The 14,749-nt window shown below is 65.4% G+C and carries 6 protein-coding genes; 2 read left to right on the top strand and 4 right to left on the bottom strand.

From position 1 onward, the window contains the following. Window positions 1-2: 2 nt before the first annotated feature. The 3 genes from ACWPMX_RS07180 to serS are packed head-to-tail and all read right to left on the bottom strand — an operon-like array spanning window position 3 to window position 2,823. Entirely contained in the window at window positions 3-785 is a 783-nt protein-coding gene (locus tag ACWPMX_RS07180; RefSeq protein WP_455699350.1) for a peptidoglycan DD-metalloendopeptidase family protein, read from the bottom strand. Beyond that, entirely contained in the window at window positions 785-1,546 is a 762-nt protein-coding gene (gene surE / locus ACWPMX_RS07175; RefSeq protein ID WP_455699349.1) for a 5'/3'-nucleotidase SurE, read from the bottom strand. Before surE ends, ACWPMX_RS07180 begins: the two co-directional genes overlap by 1 nt. After that, window positions 1,546-2,823 (bottom strand): serine--tRNA ligase, encoded by a 1,278-nt coding sequence (serS, locus tag ACWPMX_RS07170; protein WP_455699348.1) that lies wholly within the window; start codon window positions 2,821-2,823, stop codon window positions 1,546-1,548. Before serS ends, surE begins: the two co-directional genes overlap by 1 nt. Window positions 2,824-2,834: 11 nt before the next feature. Between serS and ACWPMX_RS07165 the strand changes: the two genes are divergently transcribed. Further along, window positions 2,835-4,226, top strand: a complete 1,392-nt coding sequence (locus ACWPMX_RS07165; RefSeq protein ID WP_455699347.1) for a sulfotransferase family protein — start codon at window positions 2,835-2,837, stop codon at window positions 4,224-4,226. A 6-nt stretch (window positions 4,227-4,232) separates the two neighbouring features. On the opposite strand, the gene ACWPMX_RS07160 is transcribed toward ACWPMX_RS07165, so the two are convergent. After that, the gene (locus tag ACWPMX_RS07160; RefSeq protein ID WP_455699346.1) at window positions 4,233-4,781 is read right to left on the bottom strand and encodes a hypothetical protein; all 549 of its coding nucleotides are present in this window, start codon (window positions 4,779-4,781) and stop codon (window positions 4,233-4,235) included. Window positions 4,782-5,363: 582 nt separating this feature from the next. Between ACWPMX_RS07160 and ACWPMX_RS07155 the strand changes: the two genes are divergently transcribed. Then, window positions 5,364-14,735 carry an Ig-like domain-containing protein gene (locus ACWPMX_RS07155; RefSeq protein WP_455699345.1) on the top strand — a complete coding sequence of 3,124 codons (9,372 nt, stop codon included), beginning with the start codon at window positions 5,364-5,366 and terminating at the stop codon, window positions 14,733-14,735. The last annotated feature ends 14 nt before the right edge of the window (window positions 14,736-14,749 follow it).

Raw genomic sequence — 14,749 nt, 5'->3', positions numbered from 1 at the left:
GATCAGAGTCCCAGCAGCGGCGCCGGATCGACCGCCTTACCGTCGCGGCGGATCGCGAAATGGACCTCGGTCCCGTCCGCCTGGCCGCTATTGCCGGCCAGGCCGATGCGTTCACCCACCTTCACGACGTCGCCCATCGCTACCGTGATCCGCGAGAGGTGTCCGTATGCGCTCTTCCAGCCGTTGCCGTGGTCGATGGTGACGAGCATCCCAAGTCGCGGGTCGCGGCGCGAGATGCCGCTGACCGTGCCGCTGGCGGCCGCGCGAACCATTTCGAGCGGTTTCGCGGCGTAGTCGATACCGTCGTGGCCGCCGCCATCCTCGCGGACCGCGAAGCCGAGTTTGGCCTTACCGTCATGCGGTCGGCGGAAATAGGGGGTGGCGGGTGCGGCGGCGAGGGCGGTCGCCGCGGGCGGGGCGCTCACCACCGCCGGGATGATCAGGCTTTGACCGAGCTTGACGGTGCCCTTGTCGTCGAGACCGTTGGCAATCGCGATCTGCGCGAATGGCACGCCGTAGCGCCGCGCGATCGAATGGCCGGTCTCGCCCTTGCGAACCGTGTGGGAAGTCTGGCGCGGGATGGCGAGGCGCTGCCCCTTGCGGACTGAATAAGGCTCGCGCAGTCCGTTCGCCTCGGCGATGACCGTCGCGGGTACGCCTGCACGCTCGGCTATACCGCTCAAGGTTTCGCCCTCGGTGACGACATGGTTGCGTTCGGTCTTCGGGTCGGCTGCCGCCGTTGCCAGCACCAAAGCCGCGAGGGCGAGGGCGACCCCGCCGCGCATCAGCCGAACCGCTCGCCCAATGCGCCGAGCGACGCATGATGCGTGAGATCGAGCTGTAGCGGAGTCACCGCGATAAAGCCGTCGTCGATCGCTTCGAGATCGGTTCCGTGGTCGAGCGTGTGCTCGATCGCCTCGAGCCCGAACCAGTAGTAGGGATAGCCGCGCGGATCGCGGCCTTCGACCACGGTGCCGCGCGAGTAATCGTGGAAGCCCTGTCGCACCACGCGGATGCCCTTGACCGCATCCGCAGGGAGCGCGGGGAAGTTGACGTTGACCAGAGTGCGCCGGGGCAGCGGTGCATCGAGCAGCGGGGCAAGCACCTTGGCGCCCCACGCGCGCGCCGCATCGAACGGCACCGAATCGCCCATGCCCTCGCTGGCATAAACCTGGCTCAGCGCGATCGAGCGTATGCCAGCCAACGCGCCTTCGATCGCCGCCGAAACCGTGCCCGAATACGTGACGTCGTCGGCCAGGTTGGCTCCCCGGTTGACGCCCGAAAGGATCACATCGGGCGGACCGTCCATGACCTTGCGCAGGCCAAGCGTGACCGCATCGGTCGGGGTGCCGCTGACCGAGAAGCGCCGTTCGCCGTGCTTGCGCAGGCGAACGGGGCGGGTGAGGGTCAGCGAGTGCCCGGCGCCCGACTGCTCTTCGGAAGGCGCGCAGATCCAAACGTCGTCGGTGAACGAGCGAGCGATCTCCTCCAGCACGACAAGGCCAGGGGCGTGGATGCCGTCGTCGTTGGTAAGCAGGATGCGCATCAGGCGACAGGGACCAGTTTCTCGAGCCCACCGGCCCACGGGCGCAGCGCTTCCGGGACCACGACCGAGCCGTCTTCCTGCTGGTAGTTCTCCAGTACGGCGACGAGCGTGCGGCCGACCGCGAGACCGCTGCCGTTAAGCGTGTGGACGAATGCGGGCTTGCCGTTCTCGGCCCGGTAGCGTGCGTTCATCCGCCGCGCCTGGAAGTCGCCGCACCAACTCACCGAGCTGATCTCGCGATAGGCGGACTGGCCGGGCAGCCAGACCTCGAGGTCGAAGGTCTTGCGCGCGCCGAAGCCCATGTCGCCCGCGCAGAGGAGCATGGTGCGATAGGGCAGGCCCAGCCGCTCGAGGATCACCTGCGCGCTGCGGAGCATGTGGTCGTGTTCGGCGGCGGCATCCTCGGGGCGGCACACGCTGACGAGCTCGACCTTGTCGAACTGGTGCTGGCGGATGTAGCCCCGCGTGTCGCGTCCCGCCGATCCCGCTTCCGAGCGAAAACAGGGCGTCAGCGCGGTGAGCCGGAGCGGCTGGGCAAGGTCCTCGATGATGCGCTCGCGCACCGAGTTGGTCAGGCTGACCTCGCTGGTCGGGATCAGCCAGCGACCGTCGGACGTGCTGAAGCTGTCCTCGGCGAACTTGGGTAGTTGTCCGGTGCCGAACATCGCCTCCTCGCGCACCAGAAGCGGTGTTGCGCACTCGGTGTAGCCATGATCGCCCGTCTGCACGTCGAGCATGAACTGGGCGAGGGCGCGCTGCAGCCGGGCCATCTGGCCGCGCAGGAAGGTGAACCGCGCACCCGCGATCGCCACGCCGGTCTCGAAATCGAGACCGAGGGCGGGGCCGAAGTCGGCGTGTTCCTGTGGTTTGAACGCAAAATCGCCGGGCTTGCCCCAGCGCGCGACTTCGACGTTGCCGGCCTCGTCCGCGCCCTCGGGCACATCGTCCGCTGGAAGGTTCGGCAGGCGGGCGAGCAGGTCGTCCTGCGCGGCGCCGGCTTCGCGCTCGGCGGTCTCGACTGCGGGCAGTTCGGCCTTGATCGCCGCGACCTCGGACTTGAGCGCTTCGGCAGCGTCCTTGTCGCCGCGGCCCATCGCGGCACCGATCGCCTTTGACGCGTCGTTGCGGCGGGCGAGCATGTCCTGTGCACGGGTCGCGGCCGCGCGGCGCGCTTCGTCGAGTGCCAGCACTTCGCTTGCCGACGCGGCGAATCCACGGCGGGCGAGGGCCGCGTCGAATGCCGCTGGATCGTCACGGATGGCGCGTATGTCGTGCATGGGCGCGGCCTATGCCCGACCGCCGGGACGAGGGCAATGCGGGAACCGTGCCCTTGCCTGTCGGTAATAGTCGACACTGCCAAACACCGGAAAACATGGGGGCAAACCTGAGCCGCACCATCGACGAGCCGCCGCGTCGCACGCCGTTCATTGGCGTGCTCGACGGCACCGTTCGCTTCGGCCGCAAGCTGGGCGCGATTGCGCCTGCGCGGCTGACCAAGGCCGGGCTGCTCGACCATGCGATGGCGGCAACCGGCCTCGACGATTTCGGTGATCGCTGGTTCGAGGGTCCGATGGACGTCCTGCTCGAAGCGGTCCGTACCGAGGCCCGCCTCAACGACGCAGGCACGTTGGCGGCCGAAAAGCAGTTCCACCACGTATTGCGCGATCGGTTGCTGGCGCAGATGTGGTTCAAGCGGCATCCGGAAATTCTCGCCAGGCCGATCCGGCATCCGGTGGTCATCGTCGGGCCGATGCGATCGGGCACCACGCGGTTGCACCGGTTGCTCGCGGCCGATCGCCGTTTCGCATGCCTGCGAAGCTTCGAGACCATCAGCCCTGTGCCCCGTCCCGACTTCGAAGATGTGATGGACGGCAGGAAGGCAGACTTCCGCCCCAAGCTCGCGAGCCGGATCATGAAGGTCGCCCGGCTCGCCAATCCGCGCACGCTGTCGATCCACCCGACCGGTCCCTACGAGCCGGAGGAAGAGCTTGGCCTGCTGGTCGCGAGCATGTGGAGCATGAAGCACGACGCGCAGTGGCACGTGCCCACCTACGGTCGGTGGTGCGAGGACCAGGACGCGACCCCTGCTTACCAGCATATGGCCAACCTCCTGCGCCTGATCGGCTGGTCGCAGCAGGAAAGCAGCTTGCGGCCATGGATTCTCAAGACCCCGCAGCACATGCTTGATTTGCCGGCATTGCTTAAAGTGTTCCCCGACGCCCGGTTGATCTTCACCCACCGCGATCCGCGCAACGTCGTCGGCAGCGCCGCCTCGCTCGCGTGGAACCAGACCATCATCTATTCCGACCATGCCGACCCGGGTACGGTGGGGAAAGAATGGCTTCGAAAGACGGGCCTGATGGCCGACCGGATGATGGCCGCCCGCAAGGCCGTGCCCGACGACCGGATCATCGACGTTCGTTATGACGACATGGACCAGGACTGGCGTGTGACGATGGAGCGCATCTACGCGTTTCTCGGTCTTGAAATGGACGGTGCAATCCCGGGAATGCAGCGCTTCATTGACCGTAGTCGCTCGCTGAAACGCCGTCCGCACCGATACAGTCTGGGCCAGTTCGGGCTGAGCGAAGGCGAGGTCCTCGAGCGGATGGAGACCTATATCCGCCGCTTCAGCGTTCCGCTCGGCGGTTCGGACACGCCAATGGTGCGCGCCGGCTGACCCGCGCTAGGTCCGGTCTTCGATCACCACCGCATCGGACAGCGCATCATAGCGTATCCGGATCTCACGGGTCCTGAGCGTATCGAACGTGACCCTCTCCGTTCCGAGCCGGGCCAGCGCTGCCGACAGGTCCGGCACCCGGTCGCCCAACAGTCCGGCAAGCTCCGCCCGGTCGACCGAAACGATCGAACCTTGGCCCATCGCCAGCTCCAGTGCGCCGACTCGCTCTCCACCGACAATCAACGGCTTGCGCGCACGGAGTTCCGTATCGGCGTCGGTCACGGTACGCCCGAAGGTCGCGATATCGAACTTGGCGGGAAGGAGACCGTTGCGCGGAGTGACCGATGCTGGTGCCACCTTGACCGGGTCGACGCGCTGAGGGGCTTGGGCAAGCCGGGGCTCTCCGAACGCCCAGGATGCCACCGTCTCACGGATCGGTTCGAGAATCGTCGACTCAAGCCCAGATCGAACAGGATGGCCAAGCGCACCCGGCGAGATTTCCGCATTGCGCGATGTCGGCAATTCGATCCGGACAGGATAGTTTGCGACGGCCATCAGAGGTTCCGACGCCGAACGCTCCAGAGACGCTTGCCCGAACCAGGACCGGGTCGCCGGTTCAAGGAAAACCCAGGCTGTCGCGATCATGCCGCACACGCCTGCCGCGGCGAGCGAGAGGTAGAATGATCGGGTCATGTCCACGGTTCGCCTCCCTTTAACCTGTGGTTTGCGCTGGCGCTGTCTTCGTTAGCCGCGCGTAAGAATTCGCCATATCGAACATGATGACAAGGGGACTGGATCGAGGCACCGTTTTTTTCCGGCCCGCAATCGGAAATCTGTCCCGTTTCGAGAATCCAGACTTCTCCTGCCCTCGTGCAGAGGCGTAAAGCGGTGAATTACCGAAACTTAGCCGATGAAGGTTAATTGGCTTGAAAGCATGTCCGATTTCCTGTTGTGTGGTTAGATAACGACTCGTCGCGAATACAGGGCACATCGACGTGACCTTTCGCGAACAGAAGCTGGGCCGCAGGATTGACGGGAAAACCTGCCGAAGCGCGTACCGCTTCGTGTAGCCAAGCACTCTGCCCGCCAATCTTGCAACGCTGATGAAGCGAACCCGAATTGCGAGGTTGGTGAAGAATGGAACTGCACAATCAGGAGCCGACTTCGTTCGGCGATCAGGACTCGGTAGAACTGCAGGATGCGGGTGCTTCGACACCTGCTGCCAGCCGCGGTGCTTCTCGGGTCCTAGTTGCGGATGCAAACGGCGTCGTCGTTCTTCCCGCCGGAACCGAACTCGGCGATCTTCGGGTCGAGGGCCGCGATCTCGTAGTCATCGGTGAAGACGGCGTTCGCTACGTCATTCCCGACGGCGCGATCATCGTTCCCCAACTGGTCATCGGCGACGTGGCGATTCCGCCGCTCAACCTCGCAGCCCTGCTGATCGGCAACGAACCGCAGCCGGCGGCTGGCAATGCGCAAAGCTCGGGCGGCAATTTCGCCAGCGCCGTCGGACCGATCCAGGCCGCTTACGGGCTTGGCGACCTGCTGCCCTATACTGAACTGTCGTTCCCGCAGCCAGAAGAACGGGAAGTCATCCCGCAGCGGCCCGATCGCGAGCCCGACGTCGTCGTCGTCACGCCCGACCAACCGGCGGGGGCGACTTCGGCAACGGCCCAGGTGAACGAGGCCGGATTGCCTGCGCGCGGTAACGAGCCTCCGGGTAGCAACGCGGCTTCGAATTCCGAGACGACCACCGGGACGATCGTCTTCGGCGCACCGGACGGCCTTTCGTCGATCAGCATCAACGGTGTCGTCGTTACGACTGTTGGCCAGACAATCACGAGCCCCAACGGGACCCTGACTGTCACCAGCATTGCTCCGGGTGTGATCGGTTATAGCTACACGCTTGCCGACAATATGCTCGGCCAGACGATGAACGACTCGTTTGCCGTGGTCGTTACCGATGTGGACGGTGACGTGGCGAACGCGACCCTCTCGATCAACGTGATCGACGACGCGCCCGACGCACGTAACGATACCGATTCGGTTGCGGCCGGCACGTATGGGCCGGAAATCGGAAACGTCATTACCGGTGCGGGAACGACCAGTGGTGCTGCAGGCGCAGACGTCCAGGGGGCCGATGGCGCTCGGGTCACCGCGATCAGTGGTACTGGCGGTTCTGACACGACCTTCGATTCGGCGGGCAATCTTGTCGTCGCCGGCACCTATGGCACCCTGACGATCAAGACCGACGGGTCCTACAGTTATGTGCGAACGCCCAACACGGCGGGCGGCGTAACCGATACCTTTACCTACACCCTGACCGATGGCGACGGCGACACCGATACGGCCACGCTCGTCATTTCGATTGGCGACAGCCCTGCCTCGGTCGTCTCCCTGCCGACGTCCGGCGCTGGCACGATCGTCGATGAAGAGGGTCTCCCTCCCCGTACTGGCGAAGCGCCCGGTACGGCGCAGACGACGAACGTCGAGACGACGAGCGGAACGATCACCGTTATTGCGCCCGACGGCATTGCCTCGGTCCAGATCGGCGGATCGACCGTCACGGGCCCGGGACAAGTGATCACGACGCCGCAAGGGTCGCTCACCATCACGTCCTACGATCCGGCAACGGGAACGATCACCTACTCGTTCACCTTGTCCGACAACACAACCGGCGACACCACTACGGTCACCTTCCCGATCACCGTGACCGACGTCGATGGCGATTCGGACACGAAGACCCTCACCATTACCATTGTCGACGACATGCCGGACGCGATCAACGATGCGGCCACGCAGTCGGCCGAGAACGTGCCGGTTGTCGTCAACGTCCTGGCGAACGACATCCAGGGCGCGGACAGCGTGCAGCCGAGCACCGTGACCCTCGTCGCGGGAACCCTCAGCGGCACCGGCACGCTTGCAAACAACGGCGACGGAACCTTCACCTATACGCCCGGCTCCGGCGAAACCGGCACGGTCACCTTCGACTACACCATCACCGACGGCGACGGAGACACCGATCGCGCGACCGTGACGATCACGCTCGCAGCGGATTCGACCCCGACCATCGCGGTGGCGGGCGACAACACCGTCGACGAAGCGGCACTCCCCGCCCGCGCCGGAGAACCGGCCGGCTCGAATGCTGCGAGCCCGGACGAAACCGCAGCCGGAACGATAGCGATCACAACCGGCGGCGATACCATCGGCAGCCTCGTCATCAACGGTGTCAACGTGACCGCCGGCGGTACCGTCACCACTTCGAAGGGCGTGCTGACAGTCTCTGTCGCAAACGGAGCATACAGCTACAGCTACACGCTGACCGACAACACGCTGAGCGATCCGGACAGCGATACGTTCACCCTGGTGGTGACCGACAGCGACGGCGATCCGGCTAGTACCACTCTGGTGATCGCGATCGCCGACGACGTGCCCACGGCTGCCGACGATGCAGCCGCGCTCGGCGCTGGCAGCTACGGTCCCGTCAGCGGCAGCGTGACCGCGAACGACACTCCCGGTGCCGACGGCATCGTCGTGATCGAATATACCGGTGTCACGACCGGCGCGGCCGGTACGACCGTCAACGGGCAGTACGGCACGCTGACTATCGCTGCGAACGGCGCCTTCAGCTACACGCGCAATCCCGGTACCCCCGGTGGCGTCACCGATACCTTCAGCTACACCATCCGCGATGGTGACGGCGACCTCGACACGGCCAATCTCGTCATCACGATTGCCGACGGCGGCACGTCGCTCGACCTCCCGATTGCCGGCACACCCGGTGTCACGCAAGTTCTCGAGGAAGGCCTTCCTGCGGGCTCGAATGCAGCCGGTAACGGCGAGTTCGCCAGCGGCTCGTTCACTTTCACCGCGCCTGACGGTCCGGCGATCGTCACTATCGACGGGACCCAGATCACTGCGGTCGGCCAGACCATCAGCGGTGCTTTCGGAACGCTCACGATCACCAGCATTGCAGCGGGTGCGATCGGCTACTCCTACGAATTGACCACGAACACTTCGGGCGACACCACGTTCGACGATTTCGCGGTCGTCGTCCGCGACCAGGACAACGACAGCACGGCGGGCACGCTGACGATCAACATTGTCGACGATCTCCCGACGGCCAACGACGATGTCGACGCGGTTACCGAAGACGGTCCGCTGACCGCCACGGGCAATGTCATCACTGGCAGCGATGTCGTGGTAGGCGCAGACGCGAATAATTCGGACGGCATCGCCGATGTCGAGGGCGCGGACGGCGCGAGCGTCACGGCCATCGTATTCAACCCGGTTGGCGGCGGGGCTGCCGTATCGGGGCCTGTCGGCGGCGCACTCGCTGGCGCGTACGGCTCCTTGACGCTGAACGCCGACGGCTCCTACAGCTACGTCCTCGATAACGCGAACCCGCTGGTTCAGGGTCTCGACAAGACCGAGACGCTGATCGAGACGTTCACCTACACCATTACCGATGGCGATACCGATGTCGACACCGCGACATTGACGATCACCATCGTCGGTAGCGACGATGGAATTGTGATCACCGGCCTCAATCCGGCCGGCGCCGAGGAGACGGTGTACGAGAACGATCTTGCCGACGGCCAGTCGCCCGATGGGGCGGCGCTGACCCAGGCGGGCAGCTTCGATGTCGCCGCTCTCGACGGGATCTCCGTGATTTCGGTTGGCGGCGCGGTGGTATTCACGGGCGGTGCGTTCGTGCCGGGCCAGTCGATCTCGACCGGCTATGGCGCGCTGACGATCACTGCGGTGACGCCGGTGCTGGACGCGGCGGGCGATGTGGTGTCGGCGAGCGTGAGCTACAGCTACACGCTGGACGACAACACGCTTACGCACACCGGAGCGAACGACGCGCAGTTGACCGACAGCTTCGCGGTCAGCGTCACCGACAGCGACGGCACGGTGGGAACCGATACGGTCGACATCACGGTGGTCGACGACGTGATCGTGGCGGTCGACGACATGACGACGCAGGCGGCTGCCGACGAAGGTCTGCCGGTCACGATCGACGTGTTCGCGAACGACCTCGGCGGGGCGGACGGCAAGGTGGTGGCGAGCGTCGCGCTGGTCCCGGGCAGCCTCAAGCTCGACGGCGGTGCGGCGGCCGGCACGTTGGCCAACAACGGCGACGGTACGTTCACGTACAGTCCAGCCACGGGCGAAAGCGGCACGATCACGTTCGACTACTCGGTCGCAGACGGCGACGGTGATACCGACTTCGCAACGGTCACGATCATCCTGGCGGGCGACTCGACGCCGAGTTTCAAGAGCGCCGCTCCGGTCGAGGTCGACGAAGACGGCCTCGCTTCGGCAAACGTCGACGCCTCGCCGCTCCAGGCGGCACCGGCCGAGTCCGACGGCACCGAGAGCGCAATCGGCTCCGGCACGGCGCTGTTCCAGTTCGGCAATGATATCCCCGGCGTTCTCGCTGGTTCGGCGGTTCTCGTCGATACACCGGCGCTCGACGGCCAGCTCGTAACCCTCGCGGGCGAGAATGTTGTGTTCGGGATCGAGGGCGGCGCCCTTGTCGGTCGTGCCGGAAGCTCGGCTGGTGCGGAAATTATCCGCATCGCACTGACCACTTCTGCGACCACCGCGACGGCGGGTGAAGTGGCGTACGGCTACACTGTCACGCTCTCGCAGCCGGTGCGTCACGCAACAGCGGGAACCGAAGATACCGACCTACTGTCGGGTGTTACCATCGAAGTTACCGATAATGATGGCGACAAGACCACCGGATCGTTCGCGGTAACCGTGCGGGACGATGTCCCCACTGCGGTTGCGGGACCGGCGCTGTCGGTTGTGGAATCCGCAGGTCCGACGCCGGGTGAGAACCTGCTGGCGAACGACACCAGGGGTGCGGACGGCGCGGCGGTGAGCCATGTGAACCTGGGTTCCGGGTTCGTGGCGATCACGAGCGGGACGCCTGTGGTGGGCTCGCCGGGCAGCTACAGCTTCGTGGTGGCGGGCAAGGGCACGTACGTGTTCAACGCCGACGGCAGCTGGAGCTTCGATCCGGTGCCGGTGGTGAACGCAGCCAACGCGGGCGTGGACGCCAGCTTCAGCTACCGGATCACGGACGGCGACAGCGATGTCTCGGATGCGACCCAGACGGTGACGATCACCGACGGTGCGGGTCCGCAGGCGGGGACCGACATCACGCTGACGGTGGACGACCAGAACCTGGCGGACGGCAGCACGCCGGCGGTACCGGTGACCGATACCGACACGATCACGTTCACGCCGGGCTCGGATGCGATCGCTTCGATCGTGTTCGGGACGAGCGTGGCGAGCCTCGATGCCAGCCTGACGTGGACGCGGGTGTCCGACACGCAGATCGTGGGCAAGGACGGAGCGGTCACGATCGTGACGCTCGACCTGGTCCGGACGGGCAGCAGCGTGAGCGTGAAGGCGACGCTGTCGGACAACTACGACGCGCACCCCGGGTTCACCGCGGACGACCTCAAGAACCTCGGGTTCGTGACCGTCGTCGCGACCGATACCGACGGCGACACCGCGACCAACAAGGTCACCGTGGAAGTGTCCGACGACGTGCCGACGGCGCGCAGCGACACCGCCCTGTCGGTTGTCGAGAGCGTCGGTGCGACGCCGGGTGAGAACCTGCTGGCGAACGACACCAGGGGTGCGGACGGCGCGGCGGTGAGCCATGTGAACCTGGGTTCCGGGTTCGTGGCGATCACGAGCGGGACGCCTGTGGTGGGCTCGCCGGGCAGCTACAGCTTCGTGGTGGCGGGCAAGGGCACGTACGTGTTCAACGCCGACGGCAGCTGGAGCTTCGATCCGGTGCCGGTGGTGAACGCAGCCAACGCGGGCGTGGACGCCAGCTTCAGCTACCGGATCACGGACGGCGACAGCGATGTCTCGGATGCGACCCAGACGGTGACGATCACCGACGGTGCGGGTCCGCAGGCGGGGACCGACATCACGCTGACGGTGGACGACCAGAACCTGGCGGACGGCAGCACGCCGGCGGTACCGGTGACCGATACCGACACGATCACGTTCACGCCGGGCTCGGATGCGATCGCTTCGATCGTGTTCGGGACGAGCGTGGCGAGCCTCGATGCCAGCCTGACGTGGACGCGGGTGTCCGACACGCAGATCGTGGGCAAGGACGGAGCGGTCACGATCGTGACGCTCGACCTGGTCCGGACGGGCAGCAGCGTGAGCGTGAAGGCGACGCTGTCGGACAACTACGACGCGCACCCCGGGTTCACCGCGGACGACCTCAAGAACCTCGGGTTCGTGACCGTCGTCGCGACCGATACCGACGGCGACACCGCGACCAACAAGGTCACCGTGGAAGTGTCCGACGACGTGCCGACGGCGCGCAGCGACACCGCCCTGTCGGTTGTCGAGAGCGTCGGTGCGACGCCGGGTGAGAACCTGCTGGCGAACGACACCAGGGGTGCGGACGGCGCGGCGGTGAGCCATGTGAACCTGGGTTCCGGGTTCGTGGCGATCACGAGCGGGACGCCTGTGGTGGGCTCGCCGGGCAGCTACAGCTTCGTGGTGGCGGGCAAGGGCACGTACGTGTTCAACGCCGACGGCAGCTGGAGCTTCGATCCGGTGCCGGTGGTGAACGCAGCCAACGCGGGCGTGGACGCCAGCTTCAGCTACCGGATCACGGACGGCGACAGCGATGTCTCGGATGCGACCCAGACGGTGACGATCACCGACGGTGCGGGTCCGCAGGCGGGGACCGACATCACGCTGACGGTGGACGACCAGAACCTGGCGGACGGCAGCACGCCGGCGGTACCGGTGACCGATACCGACACGATCACGTTCACGCCGGGCTCGGATGCGATCGCTTCGATCGTGTTCGGGACGAGCGTGGCGAGCCTCGATGCCAGCCTGACGTGGACGCGGGTGTCCGACACGCAGATCGTGGGCAAGGACGGAGCGGTCACGATCGTGACGCTCGACCTGGTCCGGACGGGCAGCAGCGTGAGCGTGAAGGCGACGCTGTCGGACAACTACGACGCGCACCCCGGGTTCACCGCGGACGACCTCAAGAACCTCGGGTTCGTGACCGTCGTCGCGACCGATACCGACGGCGACACCGCGACCAACAAGGTCACCGTGGAAGTGTCCGACGACGTGCCCAGCAGCTTTACACCGGCAAACGCGACGGCGATCAACACTGGAACGGCCCTGATCTCCAATCAGGTGCTTGATACCGTTGGCAACGGGATCTTTGACAACGCCGGTGCGGACGGGGTCGGAACCATCACGTTCGCGCCAGCCATCAACGGGACCAAGCTCGCCGGAACCAGCGGCACGCTTCAGTCGGGTGGTGCGGATATCTACCTGTACATCCAGGCGAACGGGTCGCTGATCGCCAGCACTGACAGCGATCCCAGCAACGGGCTGACCGCATCGCTGACTGTGTTCACTGCCACTCTCAATGCAGTGACGGGAACTTACTCGATCGACTTTGACCGTACGATAGACAACGGCAGCGGCGTGAAGGTCGCTGACTTCAGCAAGGCTGGCGCCGGCAACACACCGTGGAAGGGCGTCGATGCGGACCTGGTGAATGGCGCGGCGATCGCGATCGACGCGGCCAACGATCCCAACCCGGATTCGACCGACCTGCTGGTGACCGTATCGCCCGGCGGAACAGTCAATTCCGACAGCGACGATATCGGTACTTCGAACCAGTTCATCGACTCGAACGAATTCGTTCGCATCGACCTCGTCCAGGATCTTCGTTTCGATCCAGGCAAGGGAACAAGCGATGCCGATGGCTACCTCTACGACACGCACAGCGGTGTAACCCAGGCGACGTTCAAGATCATCCAGGTCCAGAGCAACCCGAATGCCACCGCGGCTATTCGGATCAGTGCGACCAATGTGAACGACGCCAACCCGCTGAGCCAGTCGAACGTCGGTGACCCTACGATCAACACGGCGGTCAATCTCGACCACACGACAGTCCAGGTTCGTGACACTGCCGGCAATCTCGTCACGACCGGCATCGCGATCTTCGACGAAGGAAACGACATCGTCGTGACCGGGGTAAAGACCGGCTATACGGTGACGTTCGGGGCTCAAGCGAATGCTACATTCGAGGCCTTCCGGATGGAGAATGCGGTCGGCGATCCGAAGGCGGTCGGCGGAGGAACGTACGCTGGCGACAATTTCGCCGTGGGCGGGTTCGCCTACAACTTCACGGCGATCGGCTCCCCTGTCTCCTTTAACCTGCCGGTTGTCCTGACCGATGGGGATGGCGATCAGTCTACGGGATCGATTGCGGTCACGCTCAATCCGGTTACGCCGATCGTTCTCGACCTCGATGGCGACGGTGTCGAATTCATCGCTGCTTCTGAGGGAGCGATGTTTGACTACAACTCCGATGGAAATGCCGTCGGAACTGGCTGGGCGGGAGCAGACGACGGTATTCTGGCAATCGATGCGAACGACAGCGGGTCGGTCGACGGCGGGTCGGAAATCGTGTTTGGCTTCGACGGCCTGACCGATCTCGAAGGGCTCGCCGCAAAGTACGATACGAACCGCGACGGCACGCTCGACGCGAATGACGCCGACTTCGCCAGGTTCGGGGTGTGGCAGGATGCCGATAGCGATGGCGCTTCGGATGCTGGCGAATTCCGCAGCCTGACCGAGCTCGGGATTACTTCGATCTCGCTCAAGTCTGACGGTGCCGGGTATACGGCGGCGGGCGGAGACGTGACGGTCTACGGTTCGTCGAGCTACACCAAGTCCGACGGCTCGACCGGGTCGCTCGCCGACGCAGCTTTCGCGACCAAGGCGAAGGAAGGACAGCGCACTGCCGAGATCGCTGCGGTTGCAGCACTTGCGGGAGCGGTGGTCGAGACTTCGGTCGCAGCCGCGCAGCCTGCAATCGACACAGCCGATGTCAGCAGGACCCTGCCGACGATCGAACTGTCGACCGCATCGCTGGCCGAGGTCGACGCACCCGGCGAACACGTTTCGCTGGAGCCCGACCAGGCGGTCGCGACGCGGACGCTCGGAAGTGATGCGCCTGCCGCGTCGCTGGCCCACACCGGCAGTGAAACGAGCGAGGCCCATCTCGCTACGTCGGAATCGCACTTCAGCGTGGAAGCGATCGGTTCGGATGCGGGAGTGACCGATCACGTGATCGCGCATGGCGATAGCGGATCGCTGTTTGCCGGCATGGCCGGCGATGGCGTGATGGCGGCGCTGCTGGCGATGGGGCCCGGCCAGGCGGCCGCGACTGCCGCTCCGGCCGACGTCGCGGCGACGATCGGCGATGCCCTGTCGGACTTCGCCGGTACGGCAATGGTCAACGCGGTTGTCGATCACTTCGCGGGGGCGGCAGGCGTGGCCGTCGTGCCGCAGGTCGATGGCTTCGACGCCAGCTTCATGCTCGCGCAAGGGCTCGGCGGAAGCGCAGGGATCGCCGGATATACCATACTGCCCGATGCCCATGACGATGCGAGCGCGCTCGCAGCGGCACAGGCCTAATCTTCGAGGAACGG

The organism is Tsuneonella sp. HG094 (genome assembly GCF_053819285.1).
The sequence above is the reverse complement of the archived record's forward strand: the minus strand, read 5'-3'. Positions and strand labels throughout refer to the sequence as shown.

Coding starts and splice junctions, on each gene's coding strand:
- ACWPMX_RS07160 (WP_455699346.1), bottom strand. CDS start 4,781: ATGGCCGTCGCAAACTATCCTGTCCGGATCGAATTGCCGACATCGCGC.
- serS (WP_455699348.1), bottom strand. CDS start 2,823: ATGCACGACATACGCGCCATCCGTGACGATCCAGCGGCATTCGACGCG.
- surE (WP_455699349.1), bottom strand. CDS start 1,546: ATGCGCATCCTGCTTACCAACGACGACGGCATCCACGCCCCTGGCCTT.
- ACWPMX_RS07155 (WP_455699345.1), top strand. CDS start 5,364: ATGGAACTGCACAATCAGGAGCCGACTTCGTTCGGCGATCAGGACTCG.
- ACWPMX_RS07180 (WP_455699350.1), bottom strand. CDS start 785: ATGCGCGGCGGGGTCGCCCTCGCCCTCGCGGCTTTGGTGCTGGCAACG.
- ACWPMX_RS07165 (WP_455699347.1), top strand. CDS start 2,835: ATGCCCGACCGCCGGGACGAGGGCAATGCGGGAACCGTGCCCTTGCCT.